Genomic DNA, 15,636 nt, shown 5'->3' with positions numbered 1-15,636 from the left:
CTATTGTTTAAGGATAGAGAAGATATAATATATATACTAAGTGATTAAAATAAAAATAGTAAAATTAAAGTTGTTGAACTATAATTATAAAAAAAGGAGGATTTTACATATGAGTAAAGTATTAGACGAGGCCATCAAATATATAGAACAATCCAGGACAGGGTTGCTGATTACCGTAGGTGAGGACGGTGCACCATATGCGAGAGTTATGGGAGCATTTTCAAATGCCAGAGCCAATCTGTATTTTGAAACGGGGAGAAAATCAAATAAGGTCAGTCATATAAAGAAAAATCCAATAGTTACTTTTTATTTCCAAAATGAGAATCAATCCTATAATACCTTTAAAAGTGTTTCTGTAACTGGAGAGGCATCGGAAGTACTTCAGAGCGATGATGACTTTAAGAGCGCAGTGGATGGAATAAGTGTCAGGTATCCGGTATTAAAGGAAAATGTAGATAAAGGTAATATTGGAGATTCCGTCATATACAGGATAAAGACAAAATTTGTGAAGATGGCTGATTATACTAAAGATCCAAAGGAAGTAAAAGAATTAGTGTAAACAGAATGTTTAATATCAGACAAAAACATCAAATTCAAAGTGGAGTACTGCAAAACTGTTCTTTAAAATAATTTTACAGCACTCTATTTTTAACTTATAAAGGGATAAATAAAGTGTTTTCCAAATTGTGACGATACATTTGAATTATACGGTGTACATATTATAATTAACTTCAAAAAGTAAGTGAGGAGTTGTTTTATTTATGGCAAAGTATGAACTTAATAAAAATTTGGCTCAAATGCTTAAAGGCGGAGTGATTATGGATGTGGTGAATGCCGAACAAGCTATAATTGCTGAAACGTCAGGGGCATGTGCGGTTATGGCACTTGAGAAGGTACCTGCGGATATAAGGACACAGGGTGGAGTTGCAAGAATGTCCGACCCCAAAATGATAAAGAAGATAAAGGCATCGGTATCCATACCGGTTATGGCCAAGGTTAGAATAGGACATTTTGTTGAGGCTGAGATACTGGAGGCTATAGGAATTGATTTTATAGATGAAAGTGAAGTACTAACCCCTGCAGACAATAGATATCATATAGATAAAAAAAGATTTAGCGTTCCTTTTGTATGCGGTGCAAGGAATTTAGGGGAAGCTTTAAGGAGAATTGGCGAAGGTGCAGCTATGATAAGGACCAAAGGAGAAGCTGGTACTGGAGATGTAGTTCAAGCTGTTACTCATATGAGAAGTATAATGGATGATATAGTAAGAGTTAAAAATTCGTCAAAGGAGGAGTTGATGACATTAGCTAAGGAATTTGGGGCTCCTTTTGACTTATTAGAATTTGTTTGGAAAAATGGAAAGCTTCCCGTAGTTAATTTTGCTGCGGGTGGAATAGCTACGCCTGCCGATGCAGCACTTATGATGAAACTAGGAGCTGAAGGGGTGTTTGTGGGTTCGGGAATATTTAAATCGGGAAATCCGGAAAAAAGAGCTAAGGCAATAGTTATGGCAACAACAAATTATAATGATCCCAAGTGCATTGCTGAAGTATCTGAAGATCTCGGGGAACCAATGGTGGGTATAAACTGCAGTGAATTGGACAGCAGATTTGAAGAAAGAGGCTGGTAAGATGAAAATAGGGGTACTTGCACTTCAGGGTGGGGTAATAGAGCATATTCATCACTTAAAAGCCCTTCACTGTGAAACGGTTGAAGTAAGAAAGCCTAAAGAATTAGATGGATTACAGGGAATTATTCTTCCAGGTGGAGAAAGTACGACTATTGGAAGACTATTAAGGGAAACGGATATTTTTCACAAGCTTAAAGAAAAAATAATGAATGGTTTTCCGGTGTGGGGAACCTGCGCAGGTATGATACTTCTTGCAAAAAATATTGAAAATGATAAAAAAAATCACCTGCAGGTAATGGACATAACTGTTAAAAGAAATGCCTATGGAAGTCAGATTAACAGCTTTTTAACCTATGAGAGGATAAATAAAGTTTATAATGGTGAAGTACCTTTGATTTTCGTAAGGGCTCCTTATATCACCAAAGTAGGAAATGATGTGGATGTATTGTGCAAAGTTGATGAAAATATTGTAGCTGTAAGACAGGATAATATGCTGGCCACTTCCTTCCATCCTGAATTAACAGATAATCTTCAATTTCACAGATATTTTGTCAATATGTGCAGTAATGGCTGAAATAAAATTCAATTTATGAGCTTGGAATTTTGCATTCCTATTATGCATTCAGTATTTAAATACTGGGGATTTATTATCCCCAGCATAAATTAAGCATTCAATGTATTCAATTACAAATATCCTAAGTTTATAGGAAATTTCAATATTTTAATAACTCAGAACACATTGATATTCTTACATGAATAGAATATGCAAAGTTCAAATTATTATTCTGGTAATTTAAGGATAAATGAACACCAATAATATAACCAATGAAATGTATTATTGCTAAATAGAAGATTATTTTCATAATGTTTACAGAAAGTTTATAAATATAGCATTAAGTTGTAATAAATACTATGTATAATTATATATGTCCTAAGGAAATACCCTTAGCGAAAAATAAAAAAGTGTCATCCTTGAAAGTATAATACCAAAATGAGCATCCGTCATGTGGGGTGCTTATTTTGCGTGAGAAAAACATATAAATAAGTCAAATAATGGTGAACGAAAGTTAAAGGATGCCAGTCCCTGTTGTAGAAATATTGAATAAAGAGTGACTACAAAAAGTCAATAGGGGGAATGGTTAAGTATGTCAACATACAGAAGTAATGCTATTGGAATTAAAGGATTACATGAAAACACATTGGAGAATCTAGAGAGTAAAATTAAAGATACTCTTGAAATTGATCTAAAGGGCAAGGTGGTAATCGATATAAAATATGCCCATGCACAAAATGATTATACGGCATTGATTATTTATGATAAGGGAATAAGTTGATAAGATATTATCGAGAACTCAAGTAGTTTATATAGAAATTTATGATTTAAAATAGAATAAATATTATTATAAAGAGGAAATGGTTTTTACTGAAAAACATAGGAGAAATAAAAAAATAGGGTTATAATATAATGACAGTAAATAAGTTTGAGACAGTAAAATTTAAAAAATATGGAATTATATGTCGTATTTAGAGGTGATAAAGGGTGATTTTTAATGAAATTTAGAAATAAAAAATTATTCAAGATAAATGAACTTCAGATTTTAATATGGGGTTTTTTGATTATAATTTTTATAGGTACTATCTTATTATGGCTTCCTATATCATCTCAAAATCATATTCATACGAATTTTATAGATTCATTATTTGTAGCTACATCAGCCACCTGTGTAACTGGACTTGTAACGGTGGATACAGGAACACATTGGAGTTATTTTGGAAAGACTGTTATTTTAATTCTGATCCAGGTAGGTGGACTAGGATTTATGGCATTTTCGACGCTTATTGCACTGGTTTCAGGAAGAAAAATAACTTTAAAAGAAAGACTATTGATTCATGAATCGCTTAACTCATTTAATATACAGGGACTTGTAAAAATGTCTAAATACATATTGATATTTACTTTTTCAGTGGAATCTATAGGTGCGGCTATTTTGTCGTTTCAGTTTGTTCCACAATTTGGATTTCGCAAAGGCCTTTTTTATTCAATTTTTCACTCTATTTCAGCATTTTGCAATGCGGGAATAGATCTAGTGGGGAAAGGCAAGAGTTTAGTTCCCTATTATAATAATGAAATGGTAATACTTACTATAAGCGTTTTAATTATGATTGGGGGGCTTGGGTTTTATGTATGGCAGGAGATATATAATTTAAAGAGCTTTAGGGATGTGAGAAGAATATCACTGCATTCAAAAGTTTGTATAACAATGGCTATTGTACTTTTGATTTTGGGAACCATATTTTTTCTTCTGTTTGAATTTAACAATCCTGCGACTATGAAAAATATGACTTTAGGGGACAAGATGTTATCTTCATTTTTTGCTTCGGTTTCTTTAAGAACTGCAGGTTTTAATTCAATTTCTATTTCTGACATGAGCGAGAGCAGTAAACTTTTAACAATTGTATTCATGTTTATAGGTGGAGCTCCGGGTTCTACAGCAGGGGGAATAAAAACAACTACTGCAGCTTTAATTATAATGACAGCTGTATCCGTAATAATGGGCAGACGGGAAACTGAAATTTATAAAAAAACCATAAAAAAAGATCTTGTATATAAAGCTATTGTAATATTGGTAATTTATATGATATTGATATTGATTTTTTCCATGATATTGGGTGTAACCGAGAGTGAGCAATCTTTAGAAGCTATATTTTTTGAATGTGTGTCAGCTTTTGGAACTGCAGGGTTGAGTTTGGGAATTACACCTAATTTAAGCATTATAGGTAAAATTATTATAGTCATAAGTATGTTTTTTGGAAGACTAGGAGGACTTACAATAATATTATCCATGGTAAACAGAAAAATACCTAAATCTATAAAGTACCCTGAAGGTAAAATATTGATTGGATAAAATTTTAAGATTTGAGGTGATTTTGTGAAAAGAAAACAATATTTAATTGTGGGATTGGGGAGATTCGGAAAGTCAATAGCAAAAACCCTCTATGAACTTGGAAATGATGTATTGGCAGTGGATTTGCGAGAAGAAAATGTTCAGGATATAGCCCCATATGTGACACAGGCGGTCTGCGCGGATGCAACTGAAGAGGAAAATCTAAAAGCACTTGGTATAAATAGTTTTGATGTGGCTGTAATAGGGATAGGTACTGATATTCAAAGCAGTGTTATAGTCACACTATTGTTGAAAGAAATGGGTATGAAATTTGTACTTGCTAAAGCAAGTACTGAATTACATGTAAAAATCCTCTATAAAATAGGAGCTGATAAAGTTGTGTTACCTGAAAAAGATACAGCTATAAGAGTTGCTCATAATCTTGTATCAAATAATATATTAGATTTTATAGAATTGTCTCCTGAGTACAGGGTAGCCGAAATACTATGTGCGGAAGAATGGGTTGGTAAAAGCCTGGGTAATTTGGATATAAGGGCTAAATATGGAGTGAATATTATAGTTATAAGGAGGGGAGACGATATAAGCGTATTACCTACATCAGATTTCGTATTTATGAGAAAAGATATAATTGTAGCTATTGGAAAAGAGAAAGAGATTGAAAAACTAGAGGATATTATTTAATTATTACTGTACTGAGGGATATTTGACTTTTTATATATATAAATTTGATAAATATTCTGAATTAGCCGCATGATTTATATGTTTTTAAAACGTAAGAGGTAATTAATTATGAAGTTTACTAAATTTAAGAAAATATGTTCTATAACGCAGGGAGTACAGATACCTAAAAGTAAGCAGATTGACAGTAAGGTTCAAGGATATATTAGGTATTTATATATTGCAGATTTTAAGAAAACCAGTAAAAAGAAGTATGTTGAAGACGTATATCCGGAAAAGGTAGTGGATAATAGGGATCTGGTTATGGCTAATACGGGATCACCCGGGGTTGTATTTAGAGGGAAGCATGGAGTGTTGAGTAATAATTTATTTAGGATAGACTTTAATGAAAAACTGTTAAACAGGGATTATCTATTTTATTATTTATCGTCAAATAGATTTCAACGTATGATTCAACATCGGATGAAAGGCGGAGTTCAAAAACATCTAGGGCATCGAATTATAGGAGAACAGTTGATACCGATATTAAATATGGATTCCCAGCTTAAAATAGTGAAGGTATTAAGCAAAATTCAGGAGTTAGTGAATAAAAGGAAAACTCAGATAGAGCTTCTGGAGGAGCTGATAAAGAGTGTTTTTTACAATATGTTTGGAGATTTGAAATTTAACGAATATAAATGGGAGAAGATCAGCTTAAAGGATATTTGTAATAAAATCACCGATGGAACCCACAATGCTCCAAAAAGAGTTGCAAAGGGAGTTAAATTTATTACCGGTAAGAATGTAAAAGCTTTTAAATTAGATTTATCTGATTTAGAATTTGTTTCTGAGGAAGATCATCGAGAAATATATAAGAGATGTAATCCAGAATATGGTGATGTTTTATACACTAATATAGGTTCTGGTGCGGGAAATGCCGCTTTTAATCCATTACATGAAGAATTTAGCATGAAAAATGTGGCTTTGTTGAAATTAAATAGGAATAGGGTAAATTCTATATTTATAGAATATGAATTAAACTATTTAAAAGACTACATTGTAAATAAGTATTGCATAGGTGGAGCGCAAACATTTTTAAATCTTAAAATCATCAACAACTTGAAATTGCCTCTTCCACCAATAGAACTACAAAATAAGTTTACAACAATAGTGAGAAATATAGAAAATCAGAAAAAAAAGCTGCAGCGAAGTCTGAAAGAACTGCAGGAAAGCTTTAATTCACTGATACAAAGAGCTTTTGATGGAAAACTGTTTAATTAGGAAAAGTGCTCTAAAATTGTATCATAGACTCTAATATCAAGAAGCTGTTAAAATAAATATTAATAAATAGAAAGAAGGGATTGTAGCTGTGGAAATCAAGGATTTTAATGTCATTGTATCTGGTGATGTATGTGTAAACTTGTTATTTTGGCAAATTAACGACGAGCACATCAGTGATTTAAATTGGCATCAGTATCCACATATATGCAGCAGATTAAGTGAGGGAGAAGCCCTGCTTCTAGCTAAATTTGTAACTTTATCTACAGGAGCCAATGTTATTTCTCCTAAAATGGATTATGATAAGGGGAATTTGCCGGAGGGAATTCTTAATTCTACTATACGATTAAGCCTTTTCCCTGCAATATCCAAGGATAAAGATGGGAATAGAGTATACAGAGTGAAAGAGTTTTTGGGTTTTACAGAAATGCCTTTTAAAGATCCAAAATTGTTTCCCATTATAGATGATAATGAAAATGCGGATCTAATTATATTGGATGATGAAAACAATGGATTTAACAACAATGAAAAATTTTGGCCTTTAGCTTTAAAAGAGCATAATAAACATCCGATGATTGTATATAAAATGGACAACCCTTCTAACTCAACTAAACTTTGGAAACATTTGGAGCAGTTTCATATGGAAAATACTTTAATAGTTATAAATGGAGAGGATCTGCGCTCCAAAGAGGTTAACATAAGTAAAAATCTTTCCTGGGAAAAGACGGCACTTGATTTTGTCTGGCAAATAAAAAATAATCCAATTCTTGCCTTTTTATCAAAATGTAGCCGCCTGGTTATACCATTGGGTTTAGAAGGTGCTATATACTATAGAAATAATGGAGAACCTAGGTCACAACTTTATTTTTTAACCTATGCCTTTGAGGGGGATTTAATAAAGGAGGCTCAGGGTAAAATGTATGGACTTACTTCCTGTTTTGTTGCTGGATTGACCAAGTCTTTGGTTTTGGGAAAACTTAATAATAAATCCATTGATGAATCCGTTGACGACGGTATACGGGAGGGGATTGTAGCTACACAAAAATACTTTATGTATGGATTCGGTAAAAATATTGTGGAAAGCATTTTCCCTAATCCTTCAATTTTCAGTGAAGGAGAAAATGATTTTATATATAAAGAATACATACAGGATATTGAAGTGCCCAATTCAAATAATTCTAAATGTCAGTCATGCTGGTATATTATTAAGGATAAAAGTTCTACCAATCTAGCAGAAATAGCTTACAATATTGTTAAAAAAGGGGAGGAAAGTGCTCTTAAATATATACCAATAGCGCAATTTGGAAAGTTGAAAACTGTTGACAGGGATGAATTTGAAGCTTATAAGAGTATTAAAAACCTCATGTCTGAATATGTTCTTTCTAAAAATTCAGTTCGTCCTCTTTCTATTGCTGTATTTGGAACACCTGGTTCCGGAAAATCTTTTGGAGTAACAGAAGTTGCCTCGTGTGTGGCTCCAAACTTAATTGAAAAATTGGATTTTAATTTATCTCAGTTTAGGACATTATCGGATCTCATTATAAGTTTTCATAAAATAAGAGATGTTTCTTTGATAGGTAAAATTCCTCTGGTATTTTTTGATGAATTTGATTCTACTTTTGAAAGAAAACTGGGATGGCTGAAATATTTTCTGGCACCTATGCAGGATGGTATATTCAGAGAGGACAATTCAATCCATCCTATCGGAAAGGCCATCTTTGTATTTGCAGGGGGTACAAGCAGTACATTTGAGGAATTTTGTGGAGAAGATATTAAGGACAGGGCTGAATATGGAGAATTTTTTAAGGAATTTCAAAGTGCAAAAGGCCCTGATTTTGTGAGCAGATTGAGGGGATATGTAAATATTTTAGGACCAAATCAAACTAATGAGGGAGATCAGTTGTTTATTATTCGCAGAGCGATGCTGCTGAGATCTCTTTTGGAACGCAAGGCACCGCATCTTATAAATGAAAGGCAGGAGGTTCAGATAGACAAGGGTGTGTTGAGGGCACTTTTAAAAGTCGGCAGGTACAAACATGAGTCAAGATCTATGGAAGCTATATTGGAGATGAGCAGGTTGAGTAGTGCAAAGAAATGGGAACAATCCTATCTGCCTTCCAGGGATCAATTGAAGCTGCATGTGGATGATGATGAATTTTTCCGTTATTTAATGAAAGACGAATTTTTCAATGAGAAAATTGATCAGATTTCCAGGGCACTTAATTACAGCCATGTGATGATTTACTATGACAAAGATGAAATTGTCATGAAACCTGATGAATGTTGGAAAAATCTAAGTGAAGAACAAAAAGATTCTATTAGAGATTATGCAAGGCACATACCTGATATGCTCTATAAAGTTTATTATGATTTGATTTCAATGTCTGAAAGTGAAAAACCAAAAATTATTGATTTTACGGAAAAAGAGTTGAATATTTTGGGAAAATGTGAGTATGAATATAGACTCTCTGAAAAAGGAAATGCCAATTCTTCAATGGTGTCCTGGGATGAATTGGAGAAAGATGAAAAGAATAAAATAATAGAGTATGTTAAATGCTGGCCCAGGATATTTGCAGATGCAAATTTTAAAATAGAGAGGCTTAAATTTGCCTGTTATTGTGAAGCTCAACTTAAATTCATACATCAGTAGCAGCAGAATATAAATATAAAACAACATGCAGGAAATATTTTTTAAGATGTTACCTGCATGTTGTTTTTTTAATTAAGCCATTGACATGGATTTATTTGTTCTTGCTATGCTGGTATTGTCCTGTTTTCTGTCTGACAGATCCGGCACTGGATTGGGTTGGGATTCGTCACGGTAGTCCTCGCCTTTCTGTCTCTGATGCTGTTCAATTACCATATGACTTGCCACTGAGTTGATATCGTGGTTCACTTTGTTCTGGTAACAGAAAAATTTATGATCTGCAGGAAGCTGGTGGATATTTTTAAAATCTTCATTGTCTGCAGTCAGTTCAATTTGACTGGCAAGAATATTTCGTACATAGTCCCTTGTGTCATGAAACTGAAGCAGTTTTGGGAAAGCTCCTGGTACAACTTGCTGCCACTGTTTATTTTCATATTTGGAAAGAAGTTCAGCTGCCTTGTGCAAATGGGATATTTCCTGCTGAAGATGCATCTCCCAGATTGATTTCACATTGGCATCCACCTCATCCTCATAGAAAGAATAGTAGAGATAACATTCCATGTATTCATGAAGCAAAAGGCTTTCCAGCCATGTACAGTTGGGGTCTATAAGTCCCCCGTATTGGCTTACATGCTGTTCTTCTATCATGGCAATTTCCAGATAGAGCTGACGTCCCAGATCATTATAATATGTGTTTCCCAAATTCATATAGAAATTCATGGTCTGCTGTTCTCCGGCAGTTATGATCATGGTATTCAGCTTTGTACGAATATCTGCCTTTTTAAAGTCCACAAATCTTTTGACTTCCTCTTTAGGACAGCGGTGTTCTGCTATGGTTGGCCGTCCCGGGGTTATGTCTACATATTTTTTCACCAGCTGCTGGGAGGGAATATTTTCATCCAGATCCAACAGGTTGGAATAACGGTATAGATGATCGAAATCCTCCAGCAGTGCGAAATCAAGGCACTGTTTTACATTGGAATCCGGTTCGTTTTGGGCAAGCCAGGCTGTCAGATCCACGGCAACATGTTCGTAGCCAATGGTGGTCTCCAGCTGTGTCTCGTCAATTGGTTTGAGCCAGTTGATGTGTTTTTGCTGCTGCTGCTCAATCCGCCGCAGCATTGCCAGTTCACGGCGCAAATCGTTGTTATTGCAGTGACGATGGAATTGATGGGAGAAAAGAGCTGCTTCAACCTCGATTCCATTCATTAAAATAATACGGATCCTTGTATATGGATCAATAGTCTGCTTTGAATATGATTTTGGGTATATGGTTTTCCAGTCCATGATACCATCTTCCAGGGGCATGGGCTTTTGGTCAAACGGGTTAAACATCAATATCACTCCTTTTTTATTTAGTGTGCTCATTAAATTATCCAAATATGTATGGATTTTAGGATTTTAAAAAAGTTTGGTAAGTGATATTATCATATTTGTACCATTTTGTACCATGAAAAATCGTGAATTATTGAGATTATTTTAAAGGTTTATTTTTATATTTGATTTCATATGCTTATTTGAACAGTGTAATATTGCTCTATAAATTTCAAGTCATATTGATGTTTTTTACCCAGATATTCATGTTCTCAAAACCACCGCATATATTACAATTATTTATGAGCTTTCCTCTAAATGTATAGCCATGTTTGCTGAGTACGAAATTAATACCTGGATGTATTGCTCTGGACAGGCTGTATAAAGTAATAAATTCCATGTTTTTCAGTTCCAATTCAAGGGAATAGATTATATTAGACAGTATACCTTTATTCCTATAATGTGGATGGGTGGCACAGTCGGTTATTTCTGCATTTAAATTTTCTCTATCCAGATCCGCTGAAGCTACACCGATTATTCTGTTATTATTATCCACTGCTACCTTATATAAAACTTTTTTATTTAAAGTGTTTTTCAGATAATCTTCACTGAAAATTTCAGATGGATAGGTGGAAAATGTCCGGGAAAATAATTTTATCATACCCCCTATATCACTTTCTGATGCATTTCTTATGTGGTAGTTGGAATTGTCACTGTTATAGATAAAAGTATCCTTTTTATTTAAGCTCTGCTTTAAAATCAGATCTTCTTTAGAATGTTCATTATAGAGTGTCCTATCTTTGGAGATAAAATAGGACATACAGAATGCATCTTTACCCTTGAAATAACCGTCTATTTTCCCCTCCAAGTGAAAACCTGCTTTGATAAAGTTATCCAGGTTTTCAATATCACAGTTGCATATGATCTTCCCCATATGTTGTTTTGAGGCAAAATGAATAAGTCTTTTTATATTTTGAACGGATATATTGCAAAAGTCGATTATTTTTACACGACTGTTGATATAGTCTACAAATATTTTATCCTTACCTATTTTGACATAATAGTTATTTAACTGACAACCGCTTGCCCTCATTATACTGCTTTCTCCTTTCCATTCTGGCATTATTGATTGGTGTTAAGCATATTTTCTCATCTCTGAAGAGTTTTTCTAAGCCTTCATATGGAGTGTTTTTGAATTTTTTACACAGTCCACAATGTTTGCAGTGGCGGTTTTTATCAGATGGTTCGGTATAAGTACACAATACACCTTCATAGTTTCTGAGTATTAATTTTTCAGGTGTTTGTGAGACCAAATACTGGGGACCTATAGGTATTTTTCCGCCGCCGCCTGGAGCGTCAATTACGAAAGTAGGCACTGCAAATCCGGAGGTATGGCCGCGTAAAAGTTCCATGATTTCTATACCGGTTGAAACTGGCGTCCTGAAATGTTCAATACCTTGGGATAGATCACATTGGTATATATAATAAGGTCTTATTCTGTTTTTCACTAATTCCTGTACAAGGTTTCTCATAATATAAGGACAGTCATTGATGTTTTTCAAAAGTACTGACTGGTTTCCAAGTGGAATTCCTGAATCGGCTAGCATCTTGCATGCCAACATTGATTCTTCGGTTATTTCATTTGGGTGGTTGAATTGTGTGTTAATCCAAACTGGGTGATATTTTTTTATGATTCTGCACAGGTTACTGGTTATTCTCTGAGGCATGACAACCGGCACTCTGGTTCCAATTCTTATAACTTCAACGTGGTCTATCCGTTTTATCTCCTTTAATATAAATTCAAGCTTATCATCGGAAATGCATAGGGCATCACCACCGGATATCAATACATCCCTGACTTCGTCATGAGCTTTTACATATTCTATAGCTTTTAGTATATCATTGTTTGATAGAGAATTATCATTGTGTCCTGCAAAGCGTCTTCTTGTACAGTGTCTGCAGTACATAGAACATTTTTCGGTAACAAGGATTAGTACTCTGTCAGGATATCTGTGGGTTAATCCGGGAACAGGGGAATCAAGAGTTTCATGCAATGGGTCATTTATATCACATTTGGATATTTTGGTCTCATCTATGGTGGGAATTGCTTGTCTTCTAATAGGGCAATTGTAGTCATCTGGATCAATCAATGTTGCATAATAAGGAGTTATTGCCATTCTTAGTTTTTTAAGACTAGTTTTTACTCCCTCTCTTTCGTCTTCAGTGAGATCTACTACTTGTTCCAATTCCTCCAGTGTGGTAATTCTATTAGAAATCTGCCATTTCCAACTGTTCCACTCATCTTCTGCAACGTCTTTCCATAATGGTATATTCCAGTATTTCCTTTTCAAACCAAACACTCCTTTTAAAAATTAACAATACAATATAAAAAATTGTCTATGTTATATGGAAGCCAATGAACAATCAAAAAAACAATAAGCTGCAGAGAAGTCTCTGCAGCTTGTAAAGCCGTAAATTCAAAGGTACATTAAAAAATACAAATTCAAGTATACCAAAAACTTCCCTTCAACGCTTGCGAGATTAGCTGACGGATTCGGATCGAAGAAATTAACCCTACCTGCCTAAGCAGGATTCACCCCAAAATTGGTTTTCCCGTTCAAATTGATTAAGCGCTAGTAACATTGTATTATTTCTCATATTTATTGTTATACATACAACCATAACACTTTAACATATGTATGTCAAATGAACAACATTGTTTTTTATCATGCACTTGTAAAACATCTATGTCTATGATATCATATAAATGATTTTAGATTTAAGGAGGGCTGCTTAAAATGCGTATCAGATTCCGATTTTATGCTTTATTTAACTAATTTTATAGTGATTAAAGGCTCTACTTATAAGTGTAGAGTAATCGGGATTGATCTGGCTATTTTTAAGAAACCTTATAAACATATGGATATATGATGGTATATGTATGTAAAAATGTATTAGAAAGGGAAAACGTAAATCCACTCCCTTTTGCGTATATCTAATAGTTACGTATATTCCGTTTACTCAATGCGCAGGTAGCAGGCCTGTGTTTTTTATTTCAATAAAAATGGAGGAATATATATGGAACGGGAGAAAAAAGCTATAATAGCGGGAGCAAATCTTAATAATGATAAGGATTTTGCAAGCCTTATGCAGGAATTATTCAGCCTCGCAGAGGCATGTGATATAGAAGTAGTTGGAGAGGTGACGCAAAAATTAAATAAAGTGAATTCATCTCATTATCTAGGCAGTGGTAAAATTAAGGAAGTATGTGAATTAGTTGATGAGAAAAATGCAGATGTGGTAATTTTTGATGACGAGTTGTCACCTTCTCAAATTCGTAATTTAGAAAAAAGCTTAAATTGCGGTATAATAGATAGAACTTCTTTGATTCTTGATATTTTTGCAAAAAGAGCAAGGACTAGAGAAGCCCAGCTTCAAGTGGAGATAGCGAAACTTCAGTATATGCTCCCGCGATTGATTGGATTTGGGGAATCCATGGATCGTCAAGGAGGGGGATCATCTCTTAAAAACAGAGGTTCCGGCGAAACAAAATTGGAACTTGACCGTAGAAAAATTGAAAACAGAATCAGTGGCCTGAATAGAGAACTGGAAGTGCTTGTGTCACAACGTCAAAATCAACGAAAAAAGCGTAAAAGAAGAGATATACCTGTGATTGCTTTAGTGGGATATACTAATGCAGGTAAATCTACGGTTATGAATGCCATGATGGATTTGTTTAATCCGTCAGATGATAAACAGGTTTTTGAAAAGGATATGCTGTTTGCAACATTGCAAACTTCTGTCAGGAGAATTGATCTGCCAGATAATAAGTCCTTTTTATTGACGGATACAGTGGGATTTATCAGTAAATTGCCCCACTACTTAATAAAGGCATTTCGCTCAACACTAGAAGAAGTTTCTGAAGCCGACATGCTTATTCATGTGGTGGATTACTCAAATGCCAATTATGAGAAACAGATGTATGTCACCATTGATACATTGAGAGAACTGGGTGTGGAGGATATTCCCGTTATTTACTGCTATAACAAAATAGATTTAGTGGAAGGCAAAATTCCTGAAAGTAAGGAGGACTATGTATATATTTCCGCCAAGAAAAAATTGGGAATGGATAAATTAGTGGGGGCAATTCGTAGAAAAATTTTTGAAAGCTATATTTGCTGCAAATTTCTAATTCCTTATGATAGGGGAAATATAGTAGCTTATTTTAATGACAATGCAGGAATAAAGTCAACTAGTTATGAAAATAACGGCATACTTTTATCTGTAGAGTGTAAAAAATCTGATTATGAAAAATACAAAAATTATTTAATCTAGATTGGCATTTATGATGGATTTAACTATTAATGAAGTGAAATTAATTAGACAGTGTTTGGATGAGAAGATAGTTACTTTACAAAATCCTATTTAAGTAGTATGCTGTTGTTAAATTTAATATTATTAATTTAGTTTTGTAGGGGGACCTCCCGGTTGAGAAGGTTAAAACCTGACCCTTTAAACCTGATATAGTTAATACTATCGTAGGGAAGCAAAATATTTATGATTGATTTATATTTAGTGCTTACCTTAGTGGTAGGCATTTTTACGTAAATTTTCAAGGTGAAAATTTCACCCTCAAGAGCTAAATTATATTTTAAATATTATATAATATAAGGGGGAAATTATTTTGAAAACAAAAAAAATTGTATATGCAGCCATGCTTACGGCCATTGGGGTACTAGGTGGAAGTGCCATATATTTTCCTATAGGAGCTTCTAAATGTACGCCAGTTCAACATATAATAAATGTGATAGCGGCAGTCACTTTAGGGCCGGTTTATGCAGTATTGACAGCTTTTTGTATTTCACTTATAAGAAATTTTACTGGCACTGGAACACTTTTGGCTTTTCCAGGAAGTATGATAGGAGCTTTTTTTGCAGCTATACTTTATAAAAGAACAAATCAAAAACTTTTTGCAGTTGCAGGAGAAATTATAGGAACAGGTATTATAGGATCACTTCTTTCATTTCCCATTGCAAAATTTATACTTGGTAAAGACGTAGCTGCTTTCTTTTTTGTAGTACCTTTTTTAATAAATACAACAATAGGCAGTTTGATAGCATATTTTATATTAAAGTCCATAGAAGCAATAAAGGGTAGTGCAAATAATTTAAGACAAGACTAAATCAATGGTCCCTGCCACGCT

At 34.0% G+C, this 15,636-nt stretch carries 13 protein-coding genes and 2 riboswitches; of the genes, 10 read left to right on the top strand and 3 right to left on the bottom strand.

Annotated features, from left to right (window positions below; genetic code table 11):
- Positions 1-109 precede the first annotated feature (109 nt).
- The 8 genes from ACFHWD_RS00855 to ACFHWD_RS00820 all read left to right on the top strand — a co-directional run bounded on the left by ACFHWD_RS00855 (position 110) and on the right by ACFHWD_RS00820 (position 9,122).
- On the top strand, positions 110-559 hold the full coding sequence (locus tag ACFHWD_RS00855; RefSeq protein ID WP_150357272.1) for a pyridoxamine 5'-phosphate oxidase family protein: 450 nt from the start codon (positions 110-112) through the stop codon (positions 557-559).
- Positions 560-761: 202 nt separating this feature from the next.
- On the top strand, positions 762-1,631 hold the full coding sequence (gene pdxS, locus ACFHWD_RS00850; RefSeq protein ID WP_150357273.1) for a pyridoxal 5'-phosphate synthase lyase subunit PdxS: 870 nt from the start codon (positions 762-764) through the stop codon (positions 1,629-1,631).
- Position 1,632: 1 nt separating this feature from the next.
- Positions 1,633-2,205, top strand: a complete 573-nt coding sequence (gene pdxT / locus ACFHWD_RS00845) for a pyridoxal 5'-phosphate synthase glutaminase subunit PdxT (RefSeq protein WP_150357295.1) — start codon at positions 1,633-1,635, stop codon at positions 2,203-2,205.
- 571 nt (positions 2,206-2,776) lie between these two features.
- On the top strand, positions 2,777-2,965 hold the full coding sequence (locus ACFHWD_RS00840) for a hypothetical protein (protein WP_150357274.1): 189 nt from the start codon (positions 2,777-2,779) through the stop codon (positions 2,963-2,965).
- 216 nt (positions 2,966-3,181) lie between these two features.
- A complete protein-coding gene (locus tag ACFHWD_RS00835; protein ID WP_150357275.1) occupies positions 3,182-4,537 on the top strand; it encodes a TrkH family potassium uptake protein in 1,356 nt (451 codons plus the stop codon).
- Between the two features lie 24 nt (positions 4,538-4,561).
- The gene (locus ACFHWD_RS00830; protein ID WP_378059843.1) at positions 4,562-5,218 is read left to right on the top strand and encodes a potassium channel family protein; all 657 of its coding nucleotides are present in this window, start codon (positions 4,562-4,564) and stop codon (positions 5,216-5,218) included.
- A gap of 108 nt (positions 5,219-5,326) precedes the next feature.
- Entirely contained in the window at positions 5,327-6,475 is a 1,149-nt protein-coding gene (locus tag ACFHWD_RS00825; RefSeq protein WP_150357277.1) for a restriction endonuclease subunit S, read from the top strand.
- A gap of 88 nt (positions 6,476-6,563) precedes the next feature.
- Complete coding sequence (locus ACFHWD_RS00820; protein WP_150357278.1) at positions 6,564-9,122, top strand: Ryanodine receptor Ryr; 2,559 nt, start codon at positions 6,564-6,566, stop codon at positions 9,120-9,122.
- 72 nt (positions 9,123-9,194) lie between these two features.
- On the opposite strand, the gene ACFHWD_RS00815 is transcribed toward ACFHWD_RS00820, so the two are convergent.
- The 3 genes from ACFHWD_RS00815 to ablA form a co-directional block, all read right to left on the bottom strand.
- Positions 9,195-10,454 carry a hypothetical protein gene (locus tag ACFHWD_RS00815; protein WP_150357279.1) on the bottom strand — a complete coding sequence of 420 codons (1,260 nt, stop codon included), beginning with the start codon at positions 10,452-10,454 and terminating at the stop codon, positions 9,195-9,197.
- 211 nt (positions 10,455-10,665) lie between these two features.
- The gene (ablB, locus tag ACFHWD_RS00810; RefSeq protein ID WP_150357280.1) at positions 10,666-11,526 is read right to left on the bottom strand and encodes a putative beta-lysine N-acetyltransferase; all 861 of its coding nucleotides are present in this window, start codon (positions 11,524-11,526) and stop codon (positions 10,666-10,668) included.
- Positions 11,498-12,784, bottom strand: a complete 1,287-nt coding sequence (gene ablA, locus ACFHWD_RS00805; RefSeq protein ID WP_150357281.1) for a lysine 2,3-aminomutase — start codon at positions 12,782-12,784, stop codon at positions 11,498-11,500. Before ablA ends, ablB begins: the two co-directional genes overlap by 29 nt.
- 164 nt (positions 12,785-12,948) lie before the next feature.
- Positions 12,949-13,076, bottom strand: a riboswitch (cyclic di-AMP (ydaO/yuaA leader).
- Between the two features lie 435 nt (positions 13,077-13,511).
- Here ablA and hflX point away from each other — a divergent pair.
- Positions 13,512-14,768, top strand: coding sequence for a GTPase HflX (hflX, locus tag ACFHWD_RS00800; protein ID WP_179977929.1), 1,257 nt, complete (start codon positions 13,512-13,514; stop codon positions 14,766-14,768).
- A gap of 128 nt (positions 14,769-14,896) precedes the next feature.
- Positions 14,897-14,996, top strand: a riboswitch (TPP riboswitch).
- Between the two features lie 121 nt (positions 14,997-15,117).
- Entirely contained in the window at positions 15,118-15,615 is a 498-nt protein-coding gene (gene thiW, locus ACFHWD_RS00795; protein WP_150357283.1) for an energy coupling factor transporter S component ThiW, read from the top strand.
- The last annotated feature ends 21 nt before the right edge of the window (positions 15,616-15,636 follow it).

The organism is Clostridium sp. MT-14, assembly GCF_042436595.1.
GTDB classification, from domain to species: domain Bacteria; phylum Bacillota; class Clostridia; order Clostridiales; family Clostridiaceae; genus Clostridium_B; species Clostridium_B aromativorans.
Note: the sequence above shows the minus strand (reverse complement) of the source record. Positions and strands in the feature narration are given on the sequence as shown.